14 protein-coding genes are annotated in these 18,557 nt (G+C 63.1%); 13 read left to right on the top strand and 1 reads right to left on the bottom strand.

All coding sequences use genetic code 11. The features are described 5' to 3' along the window. Positions 1–122 precede the first annotated feature (122 nt). The 7 genes from OK351_RS12330 to OK351_RS12300 all read left to right on the top strand — a co-directional run bounded on the left by OK351_RS12330 (position 123) and on the right by OK351_RS12300 (position 7,340). Entirely contained in the window at positions 123–1,142 is a 1,020-nt protein-coding gene (locus tag OK351_RS12330; RefSeq protein ID WP_265159358.1) for a VOC family protein, read from the top strand. A gap of 4 nt (positions 1,143–1,146) precedes the next feature. Next, positions 1,147–2,085, top strand: coding sequence for a fumarylacetoacetate hydrolase family protein (locus OK351_RS12325; protein WP_265159356.1), 939 nt, complete (start codon positions 1,147–1,149; stop codon positions 2,083–2,085). Further along, on the top strand, positions 2,082–3,059 hold the full coding sequence (locus OK351_RS12320; protein ID WP_371931439.1) for a cyclase family protein: 978 nt from the start codon (positions 2,082–2,084) through the stop codon (positions 3,057–3,059). Before OK351_RS12325 ends, OK351_RS12320 begins: the two co-directional genes overlap by 4 nt. A 36-nt stretch (positions 3,060–3,095) precedes the next feature. Beyond that, a complete protein-coding gene (locus OK351_RS12315) occupies positions 3,096–4,220 on the top strand; it encodes an FAD-dependent monooxygenase (protein ID WP_265159354.1) in 1,125 nt (374 codons plus the stop codon). Next, entirely contained in the window at positions 4,217–5,284 is a 1,068-nt protein-coding gene (locus tag OK351_RS12310) for an amidohydrolase family protein (RefSeq protein WP_265159352.1), read from the top strand. The genes OK351_RS12315 and OK351_RS12310 overlap by 4 nt, the downstream gene beginning before the upstream one ends. Next, positions 5,284–6,279, top strand: a complete 996-nt coding sequence (locus OK351_RS12305; RefSeq protein ID WP_265159350.1) for a fumarylacetoacetate hydrolase family protein — start codon at positions 5,284–5,286, stop codon at positions 6,277–6,279. Before OK351_RS12310 ends, OK351_RS12305 begins: the two co-directional genes overlap by 1 nt. A 95-nt stretch (positions 6,280–6,374) precedes the next feature. After that, positions 6,375–7,340 carry a LysR family transcriptional regulator gene (locus tag OK351_RS12300; RefSeq protein ID WP_265159348.1) on the top strand — a complete coding sequence of 322 codons (966 nt, stop codon included), beginning with the start codon at positions 6,375–6,377 and terminating at the stop codon, positions 7,338–7,340. 103 nt (positions 7,341–7,443) lie between these two features. Here the strand turns inward: OK351_RS12300 and OK351_RS12295 are convergent, their stop codons facing one another. Then, positions 7,444–9,006 carry an alanine/glycine:cation symporter family protein gene (locus tag OK351_RS12295; protein ID WP_265159346.1) on the bottom strand — a complete coding sequence of 521 codons (1,563 nt, stop codon included), beginning with the start codon at positions 9,004–9,006 and terminating at the stop codon, positions 7,444–7,446. 280 nt (positions 9,007–9,286) lie between these two features. Between OK351_RS12295 and OK351_RS12290 the strand changes: the two genes are divergently transcribed. From OK351_RS12290 to OK351_RS12265, 6 genes are all read left to right on the top strand, one after another. Next, positions 9,287–9,943 (top strand): GntR family transcriptional regulator, encoded by a 657-nt coding sequence (locus OK351_RS12290; RefSeq protein WP_265159344.1) that lies wholly within the window; start codon positions 9,287–9,289, stop codon positions 9,941–9,943. 153 nt (positions 9,944–10,096) lie between these two features. Then, positions 10,097–11,287, top strand: coding sequence for an NAD(P)/FAD-dependent oxidoreductase (locus tag OK351_RS12285; protein WP_265159342.1), 1,191 nt, complete (start codon positions 10,097–10,099; stop codon positions 11,285–11,287). A 26-nt stretch (positions 11,288–11,313) separates the two neighbouring features. Further along, positions 11,314–12,720, top strand: a complete 1,407-nt coding sequence (locus tag OK351_RS12280) for a 2-oxoadipate dioxygenase/decarboxylase (protein ID WP_265159340.1) — start codon at positions 11,314–11,316, stop codon at positions 12,718–12,720. A gap of 32 nt (positions 12,721–12,752) precedes the next feature. Next, on the top strand, positions 12,753–14,279 hold the full coding sequence (locus OK351_RS12275; protein WP_265159338.1) for an L-piperidine-6-carboxylate dehydrogenase: 1,527 nt from the start codon (positions 12,753–12,755) through the stop codon (positions 14,277–14,279). A 96-nt stretch (positions 14,280–14,375) separates the two neighbouring features. After that, on the top strand, positions 14,376–15,515 hold the full coding sequence (locus OK351_RS12270; protein ID WP_265159336.1) for a Glu/Leu/Phe/Val family dehydrogenase: 1,140 nt from the start codon (positions 14,376–14,378) through the stop codon (positions 15,513–15,515). A gap of 32 nt (positions 15,516–15,547) precedes the next feature. After that, positions 15,548–18,394 (top strand): FAD-binding and (Fe-S)-binding domain-containing protein, encoded by a 2,847-nt coding sequence (locus tag OK351_RS12265; RefSeq protein ID WP_265159334.1) that lies wholly within the window; start codon positions 15,548–15,550, stop codon positions 18,392–18,394. The last annotated feature ends 163 nt before the right edge of the window (positions 18,395–18,557 follow it).

Below are 18,557 nucleotides of genomic sequence, written 5' to 3'. Positions count from 1 at the left end.
CAAACATTATCCACCCAGCGGATATCAATCATATATAGACCATTGTTCCGCAAATACTTGAATACCTCCACACTGGTGTTGTGGCTCACATCAGGAGCCGATCCGATCTGAAAGGCGTAACCATGGAACGTCCACTGTCCCACCTGGCCCACTTGGAAATCACCAGCCCGGAGGTCGAGGTCTCTGCGGGCTTCTACGAAGAGAAATTCGGTATGCGCATCGTTGACCGCGTTGACGGGAAGATCTACCTGCGCTGCTGGGGCGACTACTACCGCTACAGCCTAGTGGTGGTTCCCGGTGAGGTGGCCTCACTTGCCCGCATGGCCTGGCGCACCAACAGCTCCGCTGCCCTGGAAGCGGCCGCCGCGCAGGTGGAAGCGAACGGCGTGCAGGGAACCTGGACCAATGGCGGACACGGCTACGGTCGGGCTTACGAATTCACCGGCCCCTACGGCCACCCCATGCGGCTGGTCTATGATGTGGAACGCTTCAACGCCGAGGAGGAGTTCGCCTCCATCTACCCGGATCGCCCGGAGAAGCGCAGCAGCCATGCCGCAGCCCCACGCTTCCTGGACCACGTCACCGTGGCCACCTCGGATGTGCGCGGCTTCGCCGACTGGTACAACAAGGCGCTGGGTTTCCGCATCATGGCGTTCACCGACCTCGACGAGGCGCCGATCACCGTGTTCTCTGTGCTGACCACCAACGAGAAGTCCCACGACCTGGGTGTGGTGCTTGATACCTCTGATACCGCCGGACGTGTGAATCACATCGCCTTCTGGGTCGATACCCATGAGGACCTGCTGCGCACCGCGGATGTGATGATGGAAAATGGGACCCCCATGGAATACGGGCCTTCCATTCATGGGATCGGAGAACAGAACTTCCTGTACTTCCGAGAACCCAGCGGTTTGCGTGTGGAATTGAACTCCGGCGGCTACCGCAACTATGTTCCGGACTGGGAAGCGAACACCTGGAAGCCCTCCGAGGGATCGAACAACTTCTACCGCAACGGCGCCATGCCGCACTCGATGACCGAATCCTTCCCCCCGGCCGACGGGTTCACTGCCACCGAGGAAGGCGCCTCGGAAGAGATGAAAACCGAATTGCTCAACCCCTATGCCAAGCAGGGACGAGGCTAGAACAATGAACTACGCACTGATCCGCTTCGTACACCGGCACTCCGGCCACGAAAAGGTCGGGTTGCTGGTTGACGGCCGCATCCACGTCCTGGAGGCCGGGATGAACCAGATAATCGCGCAGTGGCGGACGTGGGACACGACCATCGACCAGATCCTGGCTTCCGGCTCCTCCGGAGAAACGATCGCCGCTGCTGACGTGCGGTTGCTTGCGCCCGTGCAGCCGCAGCAGATCATCCAGGCTGGAGCCAACTACCGCACCCACGTGGTTGACCTGGCGGTCTCCCATAAGGACGACGGCGAGGATGAAGCCGAGGTCCGCAAGAAGACCGAGCAGATGATGGACAAGCGTGCCGAAGAAGGGCTGCCCTACTTCTTCATCGGCCTGCCCACCGCGATCGCGGCGCCAAACGACGCACTGGAACTGCCCTACTACAGCCAGTGCCATGACTGGGAACTGGAACTGGCCGCGGTGATTGGCAAGCCTGCCCACCGGGTCAGTACTGAACAGGCCCTGGAGCACGTTTTCGGATACACCATGGTTAACGACATCACCACCCGCGACCTGGTTTTCCGCAAGGATATGCCCGCTATTGGCTCGGATTGGTACCGTGCGAAGAATGCTCCGGGATTCTTCCCGACCGGCCCGTTGCTGGTCCCGGCGAAGTTCATCCAGGACCCGCAGCAGTTGACCGTGACCCTGAAACTCAACGGGCAGGTCATGCAGAATGAATCGACTTCCGACATGATCTTCAACGTGGCCCAATTGGTTTCGCACGCTTCATGGAACATGCCGTTATTGCCTGGTGATCTTGTGCTGACCGGGTCCCCGGCCGGCAACGGGGCCCATTGGGGGCGCCTGCTGCGTGACGGGGATGTCATGGAAGGAAGCATCAGTGGATTGGGAACCCAGCGCGTGGCGTGTCGTGACGAGGCAAGGGTATGAACACCAACACCTGGTCCCGCACCCAACCGATGCAGGCCATTGCCGAGGCTGCTGAACGCTACCGCAATTGGGGCCGCTGGGGTGACGACGATGTGCTGGGAACCCTGAACTTCATCACCGAAGCCAAACGGGTTCAGGCAGCAACGCTGGTGCGCACCGGCGAGAGCTTCTCGCTCTCCCAGCCCTTTAGCTCCGAAGGACCGCAGAAAGGGTGGCGTCGGCGCACCAACCCGGTGCACACCATGACCGATACCGGGGTTGAAGCCGAGCACGGTCTGCAGGGCTTCCCACATGGGTTTGGCGGGGCGGATGATGTGATCTCGATGCCCCTGCAGTGCTCCACCCAATGGGATGGCCTAGGCCATATCTTCGATCGGGGCAAAGCTTGGAACGGTCGTCCCGCCAGTGCAGTGGTCACATCCGAAGGAGACCAGGTCACAGGGATCGAAACCGCCGCCTCACGCATCGTGACCCGAGGCGTGTTGTTGGATGTCGGACGGGTTTTCGGGACCGACGGTGAACTGCCCGATGGATTCTCCATCACCGAGGAGCACCTCGAAGAGGTCATCAAGGACCAGGGCAGCACTTCGCATATCCGAACCGGGGACATAGTCATCATCCGGACCGGACAGTACACCCGGACCAAACGCGAGGGGTGGAAGGACTATGCCGGCGGGGTCGCCCCCGGGTTGTCCTTCGGAACGGCCGGATGGTTGTACCGCAATGAAATCGCCGGTATTGCCACCGACACCTGGGGATTCGAGGTCCGCCCCAATGAATTCGAAGGAGCCTTCCAGCCCCTGCACCAGGTGGCAATCCCCAATATGGGTCTTTTTCTCGGTGAAATGTGGGACCCGGATGCGTTGGCGGTGCACTGCGCGGCGGACGGGCGGTACGAGTTCATGCTCAGCGCGGCACCGCTGCGCATCATGGGTGCAGTGGGTTCGCCTGTCAACCCGCTAGCCATCAAATAGGCAACGGTTCACAAAAAGAACAAAGGAGAACATCAGATGGCTGCAGTATCTACAGTGGGTGTCGTCGGTGCCGGGGCTGCCGGATTGGCGGTGGCCACCTTCCTGGCGGATGCCGGAGTCCGGGTAGAGATTCTGGAGAAGTCCGACTCACCGTCTACCCTGGGGTCCGGGATCACCTTGCAAGGTAACGCCCTGCGGGTCCTGCACCAATTGGGTGTTTGGGAGCGGATGACCGAACACGGTTACGCATTCAACGATCTGGGATTGCGCGCACCGAACCCCGAAGGCACGGTCGTGGCGATACTCGATGACGTTCAGACCGGAGGTCCGGAGTTGCCGGCTACCTTCGGCATGTACCGCCCCACCCTCGCGGGTATCATGCGCCAACGCGCACTGGACGCAGGGGTGGTGATCAGCCACGGCAAGAGTGTCCATAGTCTGCAGGACATCGGTGATGGGGTGCAGGTCACCACCGAGGACGGGGCCGTGCTGCACTACGATCTGCTGGTCGGTGCGGATGGATTGCATTCAACGGTACGGCGGTCCATTGGTATCGATGTGGAACCGCAACCGGTTGGCATGGGGATTTGGCGCGCCTTTGTGCCCCGCCCGGACGAGGTGGTACGTACCGACCTCACCTATGGGGGCCGTTGCTTCATCGCCGGGTACTGTCCGACCGGGGAAAATGACATGTACGCCTACCTGGTCGAGCGGGCCCAGGACCGGCACGGCCACAAGGACGCCGGGATCATGGCCGAACTGGCCGCCGCCTATGGTGGCCCGTGGAACGATATCCGGCAATCACTGCTTGACGGGGCACCGGTGAACTACACCCACTTCACCCAGCACGTGGTCGAAGGGGCCTGGAACCGTGGCCGCAGTGTCATCATCGGGGATGCAGCGCATTCCTGCCCTCCAACGATCGCGCAGGGCGCGGCCATGGCCTTGGAAGACGCGGCCGTCTTGGCCGAACTGTTGATCGTCTCAGACAGGGTGGATGAGAAGCTGTGGGAGCAGTTCCACTCCCGGCGGGTGGAGCGGGCAACCGAAGTGGTCAAGGCCTCCACGCAGTTGGCCCAGTGGTTGCTGGACGGGGAACGGGACGCGGATGTCCCGGGCCTGATGGGTAATCTTGCGGCCCGACTGGTGGTGCCGGCATGAATGTGCATCCGCCGATCGTTGACGTGCACGCCCACGTCCTGCTGCCGCAGCTGCAGGCGCTGGCGCATGAGCATGACCCCGCAGGGCTTGCCGAACACCAGCGGGTGGAAGCACGACGCAACGGAGCGCAGTCCCAACAGAATTCCGGACAGATGATCCGGGACCGTTGGGCATTGCTGACCGACCTGCAGAGCAGAATGGCGCAAATGGACAGGAGCCGGGTTGATGTCCAGATCATCTCCCCCTCTCCATCCCACTACTACGCTTTTGCGGACCCCGGGCTGGCGACCACTCTGTACCAGGAGGCCAACAGGCTGGTACGTGAATACATCGACCAGGCGCCCGAGCGATTCCATGGGTTGGGGCTGGCACCCCTGCAGCATCCCGAACTGCTGGTTGTCGCACTCGAGGACGCCGTACTCAATCGTGGCCTGGCGGGAGTCGAGATCGGTTCCTTTGCCCCGGACCCCTTGGGCAGCACGGTGGAACTGTCGGATCCGCGCCTGGAGCCCTTCTGGGAGCGGGCCGCGCAGCTGGGTGCGGTGGTCTTCCTGCATCCTTTCGGATGCCCCCTTGAAACCCGGTTGGATAGGTTCTACTTGGCCAATACGGTGGCCCAGCCGGCTGAAAACGCGGTGGCGCTCTCGCACTTGATCTTCGCCGGGGTGCTCGACCGCTTCCCGGAGCTGAAACTGGTTGCAGCCCACGGTGGTGGCTACCTGCCGCAGGTGACCGGACGCTCGGACCACGCTTGGAAGGTTCGTCCCGAAGCCCGGCAATGCGAGCACAAGCCGTCGACCTACCTGTCCCGGCTGTGGTTCGATTCGCTGGTCCACAACCCGGTTGAACTTAGCCGGTTGATCCAAACGGTGGGTGCCGGGCGTATCGTGCTGGGTTCGGATTATCCCTTCGACATGGGTAGCGATGCCCCAGTGGATGATCTGGAAGCAGCCGGCTTGGGGGCAGAGGAGCGTGAAGCGATTCTGCGCTTGAACGCCGCGGATCTCGGATTGACTTCCCTGGCCCAGGCCCGGGAACGTATCGGGCAAAGGAGCGGACACTGATGGCGGTCATCGCCCGATGGAAAGACGGCAACGGCAAGGAATTTGACGGCTTTGTCGATGGTGGCCAATGCTATGCGCTCAACGACGGGATGAACGTCCAGGATCTGTTGGAACAGGGCCTGGCCATCGCTCTGAAACTGGCCGCGCGCACGATCGAGGCCGGGAAAGGCGTGGGGCTGGATGAGGTGTACCTTTTGCCTCCGTTGCAGCCCCGCACGATTCGCGACTTTGTTGCCTTCGAGGAACATGTCGAAGGGGTGCGCAAGTCAATCGACGGGGCTGATGGGGTGGTGCAGCAATGGCACGAGGCGCCGACCTTCTATTTCGGCAACCCCCATACCGTGCGCGGCACCGGCGAAGTGATCGGGATTCCCGCCGGATGCCAGGAACTGGACTTTGAATTGGAAGTCGCTGCAGTTATCGGCGCAGTGAGTGGCAGCACGGGCGAGAACCTGGATGCCGACATGGCCCGGCGGCACATCTTTGGCTACATGGTCTTCAACGACTGGTCGGCCAGGGACTTGCAAAGACGCGAAATGAAGGTCAGCCTCGGTCCTTGCAAGGGAAAGGACTTCGCCAGCACCTTGGGGCCATGGATCGTGACGGCCAACGAGTTCGAAAGCCGGCACGACACCGAAGGTTTCCTCCCGCTGGATATGACGGTCAGCGTTAACGGGCAACAGGTCGGCAGGGACTTGCTCTCCCATATGGGCTGGCCCTTTGCAGAGCTGGTGGCCTACGCCTCGGCCGACTCGGTAGTTAAGCCCGGGGACGTACTGGGTTCGGGAACCTGCGGTAGCGGCTGCCTTGCCGAGCTATGGGGACGTAACGGCAGTATGACGCCACCACCATTGCAACCCGGCGACACGGTGCAAATGCATGTCGAGGGGATCGGCACCGTCAGCAATACTGTCGGAGTGCGGCGTGATGCCACCACCCGGGTTCCATCCACGGTGCGGCCCAGGCTGGCCCGATCGGAGCGAACCAGTCGGTGAATCCTGCACAGGCCGGGCGGGGGCTGGACGTGCAGCGCACTCACAGCGCAGGTGACCCCGGTGACCGTGGGGAGCAGGAAGTCTAAGCTGGCATTATGAAGAATCTTGATATTAATCTGCTGCCTGTATTGCAGAGTCTGCTTCGGATGCGCAATGTCACGCGGGCTGCGGATTTCCTGGGGCTGAGCCAGCCGGCAACCAGTGCCGCTCTTGCGAGGTTGCGCCGCTACTTTGACGACCAGTTGCTCGTGCGCGCCGGCCGAGGGTATGAACTGACACCGTTGGCCCAGGATCTGGAACCCCTGGTGGAATCGGCCATGCACGCCATTGAGCGGGTCTCCACAATCAAGAGCCAATTCAACCCCGCCACAAGCGATCGAAAATTCGTCATTGTTGCCTCCGACTACGTTGCGGCGATGCTGGTAGAACCGTTGCGGGCGATCCTGCGCATCGAGGCACCCCAGGTTGCGGTGGAGATCGTGCCTACCTCGATGACTTCCTGGGAAGAAAGCAACTATGGTCGCTGGGATCTGATCGTGGGTCCCATGGGCTATAACTTGCCCGGGAACAGCAAGCCGGTATTTCGCGATAGCTTCGTCGCAGTGCTGGACTCGGAAAACCCTGTGCTGGGGAAACCCGACCTCAGCGCCGAGGATCTGGTGCAACTCCCGCAGGCCGTAGGTTACTTCGGCGCCGAGATCCGCACCCCCGGTGACCAGTTCTGGGACATCCTGGGTACGAGTCCGGTGATTGCCGCGAGGGTTCAGGGACTGCTCTCCCTGCCGTTGCTCGTTGAGGGTACGGACCTGCTCGCTTTGGTGCCTCGCATGCTGGCCTATAAGTATTCAAGGGGAACGGATCTGGCGATCGTGGACTTTCCCGTTGAAAACGAAGCGGCACTGGTTGAAGCCATGTTCTGGCACGCCAACCGAGAAAACGATCCTGCCAATTCCTGGCTCAGGTCCGTGGTTCAGCGCGCCTGTCAACAACTACACGAGATCCTGGAGACTCTGAGCCCGCAGGTTCGCCGCGCGAGCATTCACGCTGCAGGAATCGGCTAGGCTGCACCTTTCTTCTCCCTGTGAAGTGGGATTGGCCGAGCGGTGACGTCCCCGGTCTTTGACCCGGGACGTCACCGCTAATGCCGCTAGCCCGGCAGCATACTCAGGAGCGGTCCGCGACCTTGTCCTCGGTCTTGTCACCAGGCATCGGTCGCCCAAGCAGGGTGCTACGTTCGGCCATCGGGACGATCTTCAAGATCCCGGTTTTGAGATCATCGCAATGTCCGTTCAGTTCCTTGCGGATGACGTTGGCCATGAAGAACAGGCCGATCAGGTTCGGCACCGTCATCAGGAAGAACACCGCGTCGGAGAATCGCACCACTGCCGAGAGGGAGACGGCAGAACCGACCACGATCGTAGCCAGCCAGACCAGGTTGTAGCCCTGCCGCACCACCGCCGATTCCCCGAAGAGGAACCCTGCGGCCTTTTGCCCATAGTAGGAATAGCTCAGGATCGTGGAGAAAGCGAAGAGGACTACCGAGACGGTGAGCAGGATCGGGAACAACTCGTGCACCGTGGCGAAGGCGGCGTTCGTCAACTCGATGCCGTCGATTCCACCGGCTCCAGTGCCCTGGTATTGCCCGGTGACGATGATCGCCAGCGCGGTCATCGTACAGATCACGACCGAATCGATAAATGGCTCCCAGGCGGCAACGAAGCCTTCCTGGGCGGGACGGGTGTTCTTGGTGGCCGAGTGAGCCAGACCTGCGGTTCCCACCCCGGCGACATTGGAGAACAGGGCACGTTGGATGCCGATAATCGCCACGCCCACGATGCCACCTTGCACTCCGTCGCCGGTGAAGGCTCCTTCGAAGATGGCTACGAAGGCATCCGGGATGGCGGTGAAGTTCATGACAAGGATAGTCAGGACACAACCGATGTAGATCACCGCCATACCGGGCATGATGCGGCCGGTCCATTTGGCAATCGAGGTGATGCCGCCGAAGATGGCCAAGGCGGTGACCGCGGCCAGGACAACACCGATGAGCCAGCTCTTCCCGGCGAGGAAGCTTTCCGGGCCTCCGGTGATCAGCACGATCTGCGCGGCCACCTGGTTCGACTGGAACAGATTGCCGCCACCGAGTGCGCCGATCATCATGAATACCGCGAACATGTAGGCCAGGACCTTGCCCAGCTTGGCCTTGCCCTGCAGCTTCAGCCCGGTTTGCAGGTAGTACATGGGTCCGCCGGAAATGCTTCCGTCCTTGTTGACCCGCCGGTATTTCTGGCCCAGTGTCGCCTCGGCCATTTTCAGGGACATGCCCAGCAGCCCGGCGATGATGATCCACAGGGACGCTCCGGGCCCGCCGATGGCGATGGCCACGGCGACTCCGGCGATATTGCCCAGCCCCACGGTTCCCGATAGTTCAGTGGCCAGGGCCTGGAAGCTGGTGACTTCGCCGGGGTCCGTATGCCGGTTGAACTTTCCGCGGATGATCGCCAAACTGTGCGGCAATTGGCGGAAGGCCCTGAAGCCGGTAAAGCAGGTCATGAAGACCCCGGCGCCGATAACCCAGATGATCAACAGGGGAAGATCGGCACCGAAGAAGGGTACGGCGAAGAAGACGATGCCCTCTAGCCAATCGACGAAAGGGCCGAACAGGCTGTCGAGGCGTTGGTCCACGGAGATCGCGGCGGGAATGGAATGGGTAAGGGAAGACGGCATAGCAAGTGCCTCTCGCAGGGTTGGATTGAGTGGTGGGGTGCCGCCGGTTTCAGGGAACTGGCGGAGATGTCGTGCGTTTCGGTGGCGGGCTGTTTCCCAATGCCCAGATGAAACGGGATGCCCGGCGGCAGACATTCTGTAGTATCGAAGTAGAGACAACTTGCCGAATGTGAACTATGCCACGTTGTCGGTTGTCGATAACCATGACACCCGAAAAGGTCGGCTCGTGTCAACCCTTGGGGAGAAAATGACCGCCCAGGCGGTCGGAGATGGAGGACGCATGTCCCGTGATGCAGGCATGGACGTGGACCGGCTGACTCCTGGTGCCACGCTAAAGGAATCAACCGAGGCCATTATCCGGCGCGCCTTACTCGATGGCACCATGCAGCCCGGCGAGATCTATTCCGCCAATGCACTGGCCAGCCGCCTGGGGATCTCCAACTCCCCGGCCCGCGAGGCCATGATCACGCTGGCTGACAAGGGTCTGCTGGAGTTGGTGAAGAACCGCGGGTTCAGGGTGGTCGCGATGAGTGATCGTGATCGACAGGAGGTGTACGACCTGCGCATGTTGGTCGAGGTCGAGGCCATCAGGCGTGCCGCGCTGGGCCGGGTTGACGACGCCACGGCCGCGCACCTGCGCGATTTGGCCGGACAGACACTGCACGCGGCCGAGGCTGGTGACACGGTGGAGTACCTGGAAGTGGACCAGCTGTTCCATGCTGAACTCGTCGGCGTGCTGGGTAATCAGCGCTGGGTGGGTATCGTCGAGAACCTCCGCGACCAGTCGCGGATCAACGGCGCCTATCACCTGAAGCTGCGGGGGCTACTCAAGGAGAGTGCCCATGAGCATGAGCAGATTGTCGAAGCCGTCATTTCCGGGGACTCTCGACGGGCCGTTGAGCTGATGTCCAAGCACCTGGACTACGCCCGCCCCTAGCGGTTTCCGCTGCGCCCGGTGGTACACAATGTGTACCACCGGGTTCATTTTTGCGCACCCCCTTGACATGTGGCCCACTTCATAGTGCATAGTTATCGATAACGGATAACCGGTCGCACTGGAGCATCGGTCAACTTGACGAAAGGGGGAGACATGGCTGGTGCAGTCATTGACCTGAAACCACGTTTTGATTCACGGCTTCCCGATTCCGCCGATGTGGTCATCATTGGCGGTGGCATCATGGGGGTCAGCGCTGCGTGGCATCTGGCAAAAAGCGGCGTGCAGAATATCGTCCTGCTGGAGCTCGGCGACCTGGGGGGCGGATCCTCGGCAAAGCCGCTGGGTGGCGTACGGGCCAATTTCTCCGATCCAGGGAACATCATGCTGGGCAAGCGCTCCTTGGAGGCCTACCGGAAATTCGACGCCGAGTTCGGCGCGGGGATCGGCCTGCAGCAGGTGGGGTACTTGTTCCTGTGCCGCAACGACGATTCCCTGCAGGCGCTCGAAGCCGCCACGGCAACTCAGAACAGCATGGGTGTCTCCAGCCGGATGATCGATGCGGAAGAAGCGGAGAGGATCAACCCGTTCATCGATGCCCGGGCGTTGAACGGTGCCAGTTTCTCCCCCGAAGACGGGTACGCCGAGCCGGCCCTGGCAGTAGCGGGCTATGCCCATGCTGCCCGCCAGTTGGGTGTGCGGATCCTTACCCACACCCAGGTGCTGGATATCGAGACGGCGGAGGGGACTATTCGCTCGGTACGCACCAACCGGGGCAAGATAAGCACCAACGCCGTCATCTGCTGTGCCGGAGCCTGGAGTGCACAAATCGGCCAGATGGCCGGGGTGAGCCTGCCGGTAGTCCCCACCAAGCGGATGATCGGGTTGACCATGCCGCAAGCCACCACCCCGGCCAGGATCCCCTTCACCCTGGACCTGGCCACCACCATGTACTTCCACAACTACGGCAGTGGTCTGCTGTTGGGTATTTCGCATGAGCAACCCGAAGGCTTCGGCCGCGAGTTCGACTACTCGTGGTTGGCCGAGTTCAATGACGCCGCGGCAGTGTGCGCTCCGGGCCTGGAAAACCCGGACCTTGTGGGAGGGTGGGCCGGATACTACGAGAACACCCCGGACCACAACGCCTTGATCGGCCATTCACGGGACTTGCCAGGCTTTTTCTACGCCACCGGATTCTCCGGCCACGGATTCCTGCAGGGACCGGCCGTTGGAGAACTGGTCGCGGATCTGTATCACGGACGCACATCGTTCATGGACCCCACACCCTTCAGCGTGGACCGGTTTGACAACGACACCAGCCGGTTGCGCGAAGTGAACATCATCTAATGACGAACAGTAAAGGAACCAATCAGATGACCCTGGTCGAACAATGGGAACTGCGGGCCCGCTTCGCCCGTGAGCTTTCGGTGATGTATGGGGAAGAAGTACCCGCGTACAACACCCTGGTGGATGTCTCGAACGAGGTGAACCAGGACTACCTGGCCGCCAACGGCAGCGAGGCGGAGCGGCTGGGGGCGATCGACAGGATCACCGCCGAGCGCCACGGGGCGATCCGGGTCGGCTCGCCGGAGGAGATGGGCCAGGTGGCCCGGGTCTTCGCTGCCTTCGGCATGCACCCGGTGGGATTCTACGACCTTCGTGACGCCTCCAAGTCCTCGGTGCCGGTGGTGTCCACAGCCTTCCGCCCGGTGGATCGCGAGGAGTTGGCCCGCAATCCTTTCCGGGTGTTTACCTCGATGCTGGCCACCGACGACCCGCGCTTCTTCAACAAACAGCTGAAGGATGAACTGCACCGTTTCATCGGGGCACGCACCCTGTTCCCGGCGGATCTGCTGCAATTGGCCGATCGGGCTGCCGAGGCCGGGGGACTGGCCGCGGCCGACGCGGACCGGCTGTTGGAGTTGGCCACCGCGGCCTTCAAGCTGTCCACCGATCCGGTGGACCATGCCTGGTACAAGAAGCTGGAGGCCATCAGCGCGGTGGCCTCGGATATTGGCGGGGTTTCCACCACACACATCAACCACCTGACCCCGCGGGTACTGGATATCGACGCATTGTATGAGCGGATGGAAGCGCGCGGGATCACCATGATCGACGAGATCCAGGGCCCGCCGGCCTGGGAGGGGCCGGACATCCTCTTGCGCCAGACCTCCTTCCGCGCCTTGGCCGAGGACCGGCAGTTCCTCTTCGAGGACGGAACCGTGGGACCGGGTGAACTGCGCGTCCGCTTCGGCGAGGTCGAACAGCGCGGGATCGCGCTGACCCCCAAGGGCCGCGACCTGTACGACCGGATGGTCGCCGAAACCGACCGACGGCTGGCCGCGGGTGAAGGCAACGGCATCAGGGTCGACGTGGCCCGGGATGTCTGGCGCGAACACCTGCCACGCACCGAAGGGGAACTGGCCACCGAGGGACTGGCGTATTTCACCTATGAACTGAACACCGAAGCCGCAGCGGGCCACGACCCGGCCGTGCTGGCCCGCCAGGACCTCACGGAGCTGGTTGAGGCCGGACTAGTGGATGTCGAACCGATCGTGTACGAGGACTTCCTACCCCGCTCGGCCGCCGGAATCTTCCAATCCAACCTCACCGACGAGGGATCCCGTGACGACGCGCAGACCGGAACGGACTACAACCTGGAAACCATGAGCCTGATTGTCGGTCGCCCGGTTGCAGACCCCTATGACCTGTACCGCAAGCAACAAGACGAATCCCTGGCAGCGTTGCGCGCCCGGCTAGCTGCCGGCGCCAACGTCTAACCGCCCCTTAAACCACGCAAGGAGAAAAGAAAATGACCCAGACCCTGAACGAGACCGCACTGAAGGACACCGTGGCCGCTGCACTGCGCGCCTGCGGGGTGGATACCGCCGCCCTTTCCGGCCCCACCGAGGCACGCAGCCCGCTGACCGGCGAGGTGCTGGCCCGGGTCCCGCTGCACACGGCAGCCGATACCGAGGAGGCCATCTCTCGGGCGGCCGATGCCTTCACGACTTGGCGCGAGGTGCCGGCTCCGGTGCGCGGGGCCACGGTCAAGCGGTGGGGTGAACTGCTGACCGAGCACAAGGATGACCTTGCGGTCATCGTGCAAGCCGAGGCCGGCAAGATCACCTCGGAGGCACTGGGCGAGGTGCAGGAAATGATCGACATCTGCGACTTCGCCGTGGGCCAGTCGCGCATGCTCTACGGCAAGACCATGCCCTCGGAGCGTCCGGGACACCGGCTGATGGAGACCTGGCACCCGCTGGGGGTGGTCGGGGTCATCTCGGCCTTCAACTTCCCGGTGGCCGTGTACTCCTGGAACACCGCACTGGCCTTGATTGCGGGGGACACCGTGGTCTGGAAGCCCTCGGGGATGGTGAACCTTTCCGCACTGGCTACCCACGCGCTGCTGGCCCGCGCAGTACAGGAGACCGGCGCACCTGCCGATATCCACCAGCTGGTCCTGGCCGACCGCGAGGGAGGCGCCCCGCTGATCGAGGACGAGCGAGTCGCCCTGGTCTCGGCCACCGGTTCCACCCGCATGGGGCGCGAGATCGCCCCCAAGGTGGCTGAACGCTTTGGCCGGATCCTGCTCGAACTCGGTGGCAACAATGCCGCCATCGTCACCCCGAGCGCGGATCTTGACCTCGCGCTGCGCGGTATCGTGTTCGCCGCCGCCGGGACTGCAGGACAGCGTTGCACCACCATGCGCCGGGTGATCGTGCACGAGTCGGTGGTCGAGGAGCTGACCCGGAAACTGGTGGCCGCCTACCCGACGTTGAGCATCGGGGACCCGCGCAACGAGGAAAACCTGGTCGGTCCGCTGGTCAACGAGGCCAGCTACCGGGCCATGACCCAGGCACTGGCCGATGCCAAGGCCCAAGGCGGTACCGTGCTGACCGGCGGCGAACGGGTGCTGGAAGAGCAGTATCCGCAGGCCTACTACGTGCAGCCGGTGATCGTGCAGATGCCGTCCCAGAGCGCGGTGGTCCGGGACGAGACCTTTGCCCCGATCCTGTACCTGCTGACCTACTCGGACTTCGATGAGGCCATCGCCCTGCAGAACGGGGTTCCGCAGGGGCTGTCCTCGGCGATCTTCACCACCGACCAGGGCGAAGCCGAGCGCTTCCTGTCGGCCTCCGGATCGGATTGCGGCATCGCCAATGTCAACATCGGCACTTCCGGTGCGGAGATCGGCGGCGCCTTCGGTGGGGACAAGGAAACCGGTGGCGGACGCGAGTCCGGTTCCGATGCCTGGCGCGTCTACATGCGACAGGCCACCAACACCGTGAACTACTCCGGGCAGTTGCCATTGGCCCAGGGCGTGAAGTTCCTCTAGGCCACCGCCTCTTCCACCATCCGGGCGGCACGCATTCGTGCGTGCCGCCCGGATGCTATCCTCCAGCGACCCGGACGGGCAGAAAGAATACGAACGATGAGTAACATTTTCGAGCTGATGGACCAATGGGGTCCGGAGAAGATCGTCGCGGTCAGCGACGCGAAAACCGGCATGAAGGGGGTGCTGGTCATTGACAACACCTCCCGCGGTATCGGCAAGGGTGGCACCCGCATGCAACCGAACGTGTCGGTGGGCGAAATCGCCCGGCTGGCCCGGGTGATGACGTGGAAATGGGCCGGAGTGGACTTGTTCTACGGTGGGGCCAAGGCCGGCATCCAGGCCGACCCGGCCAGCCCGCACAAGGAGGAAATCCTGCGTTCCTTCGTGCGTAAGCTGTCCAACGAGGTACCGGAGGAGTATGTTTTCGGGCTGGATATGGGCCTGACCGAGAACGATGCGGCGATCATCAACGACGAACTGGGTACCCGCATGGCGGCCGTGGGAACACCCTGGGATCTGGGTGGTGTGCCCTATGACCAGCTGGGTATCACCGGGTACGGGGTGGCCGAGGTGGTGGATGCCGCCGCCGCCGTGCGGGATCTGCGCGGTGCCCGGGTGGCGGTACAGGGCTTCGGTGCAGTAGGGCACGCGGTCGCTTCCCGGCTGCACGAGCTGGGATACACGGTAGTGGCGATTTCCACTGCCCACGGGGCGATCTTCGATTCCCGGGGGTTGGACATCCCGGAACTGCTTCAGCGGCGCCAACAGGTGGGTGACGCGTTGGTCAACGATTACCCGCAGCTGCGGATCAACCCGGGCGACGAGCTGTTCGTCGATGCCGACATCGTGGTCCCTGCGGCCTTGCAAGATGTCATCGATGCCGGGTCCGCCCAACGGATCGGCGCCACCCTGCTGGTGGAGGGGGCCAACCTGCCCACCAATGCCGAAGCACAGCAGGTGCTTGCGGCCCGTGGTGTCACCGTTATCCCTGACTTCATTGCCAACGCCGGCGGGGTGGTCTCGGCAGCCTTCGCCATGGAGGCGCGACAGTCCCCATTCCGGGCCACCACGGACAACATCTTCACCACGGTCTCCGAAAAACTGCGCCACAACGCGCTAACGGTGCTGGACGAAGCAGCCAACCGCAAAACCACCACCCATGAAGCGGCGAGGCTGTTGGCCCAGGACCGGGTACGCAAGGCCATGGACTTGCGTGGCCGGGCCCTCGTACATTAGACCAACCCCTACGTGAGAAAGGCCCCGAGCGCATGAGTGTCCCAACCACGCGGGAGCGCGTACCTTCCCAGGCGGCGAACTGGGAAGCCATCACCAACGAACTTCGAGGCCAGCTGGGGGACCAGGTACAGGCCAGCACGCTGGCCCGGGCCCAGTATTCCACCGATGCGTCGAACTACCGGGTAGTGCCGCAATTGGTTATCACCCCGCGCGACGAGTCGGATGTGAAATTCGTGGTGGCCACGGCGCGGCACCACAAGGTGCCGGTAACCTCCCGCGGAGGCGGGACCTCATGTGCCGGGAACGCCGTTGGGGAAGGGATCGTGCTGGACTTTTCCCGGCACATGAACCGGATTGTGGACATCGACGCGGCCACCCGCACCGCAGTGGTGCAACCCGGGGTGGTACTCAGCGACCTGCAGGCACGGCTGGCGCCGCTGGGCCTGCGATTCGGGCCGGATCCCTCGACCGCGACACGTTGCACCCTGGGCGGCATGATCGGGAACAACGCCTGCGGTCCGCACGGGTTGTCCTATGGGCGCACCGCGGACAATGTGGCTCAACTGCGGTGGCTGGCGGCCGACGGCCGGATAGTGGACGCAGCCTCCGGCAGGGAGGGGTTGACGCAGGTGCCCGGCCTGGAGGATTTCGTGACACGGAACCTCGGCCTCATCCGCACCGAGTTCGGGCGTTTTGCCCGGCAGATTTCGGGGTACTCCCTCGAACACCTGCTGCCTGAAAACGGGCGGAACCTGGCTGCCGCGCTGACCGGCACCGAGGGCACCTGCGGCGTCATTCTCCAGGCCACGCTGAAGCTGGTGGAACTGGCCCCGGCCCCGGCGCTGGCGGTCCTCGGCTACCCCGACATGGCTGCCGCCGCCGATGACGTGCCGGCCTTGTTGCCGTTCAAGCCGCTGGCACTGGAGGGACTGGATGCGGCGTTGGTGCAGGTGATCCGCGCAGCCAAGGGGAAACACGCGGTCCCGGACCTGCCCGCCGGTGGCGGCTGGCTGATGGTCGAGGTCGGCGGGCAGGATTCACAGGCGGCCGTGGCCACCGCCCGTGAACTGGCCGGCGTATCCTCGGCGGTCGATTCGCTGGTGATTCCGGCCGGAAACGAGGCGACAAGGTTGTGGCAGATCCGCGCCGACGGGGCCGGTCTGGCCGGCCGCACCGCTGACGGGGCCCAGGCATGGCCGGGGTGGGAGGACTCGGCGGTCCCACCGGAGCACCTGGGCAGTTACCTGCGCGAGCTCTATGCCCTGATGGATTCCGAGGGGCTTTCGGGGTTGGCCTACGGGCATTTTGGTGATGGTTGTGTCCACTTGCGCATCGATTTCCCCTTGGACGCCGAACCGGTGGTCTTCCGCCGGTTCATGGAGAAGTCCGCGGCCCTGGCCACGGGTTTCGGCGGGTCGCTATCCGGCGAGCACGGGGACGGGCGGGCACGCAGCGAGTTGCTTGGCTCCATGTATTCACCGGCGGCGTTGGCGGCCATGGCCGAGTTCAAGGCGCTGTTCGACCACAATAATATCCTCAACCCGGGCATCGTGGTGGACCCGGCAGCGATGGACGCGGACTTGCGTCGCCCACAGGCGTTGACGCTGATGGCCAGTGACGGTTTCCGCTTCGAACATGATGGAGGGAATATCACCAACGCGCTCCACCGCTGCGTGGGCGTGGGTAAATGCCGATCGGATTTGGGTGATTCCGGGGGATTCATGTGCCCCTCCTTTCAAGCCACCCGGGATGAAAAGGACTCGACGCGCGGCCGCGCGCGGGTCCTGCAGGAGATGCTCAACGGCGGGATCATCACCCTGGGGCATTCCTCACCGGAAGTCCATGAGGCCCTGGATCTGTGCCTGAGCTGCAAGGCGTGTGCCAACGATTGCCCGACCGGCATCGATATGGCCACTTTCAAGTCGGAGACCCTGCACCAGACGTACAAGGGCAAGCTGCGTCCGCTGGCGCACTACACGCTCGGTCGCCTGCCCGGCTGGTTGAAACTGATGTCACCGCTGGCACCACTAGTGAACCTGGCCGGCCGGCTCCCGGTACTGCGGCGGAGCATGATGCACCTGATCGGTGCGGATCCGCGCCGTGGTCTCCCACGTTTGCCGCGGGTTCCGTTCCGGCGTAGTGCAACGGCCAGGAACCTGACTTCGGTACCCGGGGCGCGGCACCGGGTACTGTTGTGGGTCGATTCCTTTACCGACTCGATCACCCCGGAGATCGCCCGGGACGCGATCAGCGTCCTGCAGGCAGCCGGTGCGGATGTGCAATTGGCCGCACCCGGCGCCTGCTGCGGACTGACACTGATCTCCACCGGACAGCTGGCCAAGGCCAAGGCCCAGCTACGTTCCACCGTGGACCTGCTGCTGCCCGCGGTCCAGGATGGACGAACCGTGATCGGTCTTGAGCCGAGCTGTACTGCCACGCTCCGCTCGGACCTGGTGGAATTGCTCGGCGATGACCCACGGGCGGTGGAACTGTCCGGCGCGGTGCGCACGGTAGCCGAGTTCCTGACGTCCATTGACTGGACCCCTCCTCGGGTTGATGCACAACTGCTGGCGCAGCCGCACTGCCACCAGTATGCGGTCATGGGATATGACGCGGATCGTGCCCTGCTGGATTCCATGGGATGCGATGTGACGGAGTCCGCGGGTTGTTGTGGCCTGGCCGGAAACTTCGGAATGGAGAAGGGGCACTACGAGATCTCCAGGCAGATCGCCGAGCAGGGTGTCCTGGCGAAAGCGAAGGCGGCCCCTAACCGGCAGATCCTGGCCGACGGGTTCTCCTGCCGCACCCAAGTCGCCGATCTGGCCGGGCTGGATGGCAAGCACCTGGTGCAGCTGATTGCGCGTGGATTGGAACCATAGGGGCTCTTCAGAAATAAGGGTGTAACCAGCTGAACTCAACACCCCGGATCCCGGGCGTGTCACCAATGCAGCAAAAAGTCGAGGCCTTCGCGAAGAATGGAAGTTACCACACAACCTTCTTCGAAAGACCTCGACAGTGCACGAGTCTACCTTTACCGCACCG

Origin of the sequence: Glutamicibacter sp. MNS18, from assembly GCF_026107515.2 — a bacterium.
Lineage (GTDB): Bacteria > Actinomycetota > Actinomycetes > Actinomycetales > Micrococcaceae > Glutamicibacter.
This window is presented reverse-complemented; position numbering and strand designations above follow the sequence as displayed.

Bases quoted from the DNA above. Each gene is read 5' to 3' on its own strand.
- OK351_RS12290 (WP_265159344.1), top strand. From the start codon at position 9,287: ATGTCCCGTGATGCAGGCATGGACGTGGACCGGCTGACTCCTGGTGCC.
- OK351_RS12300 (WP_265159348.1), top strand. From the start codon at position 6,375: ATGAAGAATCTTGATATTAATCTGCTGCCTGTATTGCAGAGTCTGCTT.
- OK351_RS12315 (WP_265159354.1), top strand. From the start codon at position 3,096: ATGGCTGCAGTATCTACAGTGGGTGTCGTCGGTGCCGGGGCTGCCGGA.
- OK351_RS12270 (WP_265159336.1), top strand. From the start codon at position 14,376: ATGAGTAACATTTTCGAGCTGATGGACCAATGGGGTCCGGAGAAGATC.
- OK351_RS12265 (WP_265159334.1), top strand. From the start codon at position 15,548: ATGAGTGTCCCAACCACGCGGGAGCGCGTACCTTCCCAGGCGGCGAAC.
- OK351_RS12305 (WP_265159350.1), top strand. From the start codon at position 5,284: ATGGCGGTCATCGCCCGATGGAAAGACGGCAACGGCAAGGAATTTGAC.
- OK351_RS12325 (WP_265159356.1), top strand. From the start codon at position 1,147: ATGAACTACGCACTGATCCGCTTCGTACACCGGCACTCCGGCCACGAA.
- OK351_RS12310 (WP_265159352.1), top strand. From the start codon at position 4,217: ATGAATGTGCATCCGCCGATCGTTGACGTGCACGCCCACGTCCTGCTG.
- OK351_RS12320 (WP_371931439.1), top strand. From the start codon at position 2,082: ATGAACACCAACACCTGGTCCCGCACCCAACCGATGCAGGCCATTGCC.
- OK351_RS12280 (WP_265159340.1), top strand. From the start codon at position 11,314: ATGACCCTGGTCGAACAATGGGAACTGCGGGCCCGCTTCGCCCGTGAG.
- OK351_RS12295 (WP_265159346.1), bottom strand. From the start codon at position 9,006: ATGCCGTCTTCCCTTACCCATTCCATTCCCGCCGCGATCTCCGTGGAC.
- OK351_RS12275 (WP_265159338.1), top strand. From the start codon at position 12,753: ATGACCCAGACCCTGAACGAGACCGCACTGAAGGACACCGTGGCCGCT.
- OK351_RS12330 (WP_265159358.1), top strand. From the start codon at position 123: ATGGAACGTCCACTGTCCCACCTGGCCCACTTGGAAATCACCAGCCCG.
- OK351_RS12285 (WP_265159342.1), top strand. From the start codon at position 10,097: ATGGCTGGTGCAGTCATTGACCTGAAACCACGTTTTGATTCACGGCTT.